This window comes from Stenotrophomonas sp. YIM B06876 (assembly GCF_030711595.1).
In the GTDB taxonomy this organism is placed as follows: Bacteria; Pseudomonadota; Gammaproteobacteria; order Xanthomonadales; family Xanthomonadaceae; genus Stenotrophomonas.
Genome location: NZ_JAUJUJ010000432.1, coordinates 1 through 667, shown reverse-complemented (window position 1 = coordinate 667; position 667 = coordinate 1). Strand labels below are relative to the sequence as shown.

Sequence of the window (667 nt, the reverse complement as noted above, 5' to 3'; positions counted from 1 at the left end):
GCTGGCGGCCGACCCGCAGGTGCGCGCCATCGTGCTGACCGGCGGCGAGAAGGTGTTTGCCGCCGGCGGCGACATCAAGGGCCTGGAGGGCGCCGGCCCGATCGAGATCCTGCAGCGCCACACCGAGCGCGTCTGGGCGCCCATCGAGCGCTGCCCCAAGCCCATCATCGCGGCGGTGTGCGGCTACGCCTTTGGCGGCGGCGCCGAGCTGGCGATGCACTGCGACATCATCCTGGCCGGCGAGGGCGCGAGCTTTTCGCAGCCCGAGATCCGCATCGGCATCATGCCGGGCATCGGCGGCACGCAGCGCCTGGTGCGCGCCGTGGGCAAGTTCAACGCCATGCGCATGCTGCTGACCGGCAAACCCGTGAGCGCCAGCGAGGCGCAGGCCATGGGCCTGGTCAGCCAGGTGCTGCCCGACGACCAGGTGCTGCCCGCGGCGCTGAAGATGGCGGCACTGATTGCCGCCATGCCGCCGCTGGCGGTGATGCAGATCAAGGAAGTGGTGCTGGCCGGCGTCGATGCGTCGCTGGAGACCGCGCTGATGCTCGAACGCAAGGCCAACCAGCTGCTGTTCGCCACCCGCGACCAGAAGGAAGGCATGCAGGCCTTCATCGAAAAGCGCAAGCCGCATTTCGAAGGCCGATGACATGAATGCGATGGCAGC

At 69.1% G+C, this 667-nt stretch carries 1 protein-coding gene; it reads left to right on the top strand.

The genetic code is table 11. From position 1 onward, the window contains the following. The coding region (locus QZH66_RS17775) for an enoyl-CoA hydratase-related protein (protein WP_305807139.1) at nucleotides 1-649 on the top strand (649 nt) is incomplete at its 5' end. Nucleotides 650-667: the final 18 nt, after the last annotated feature.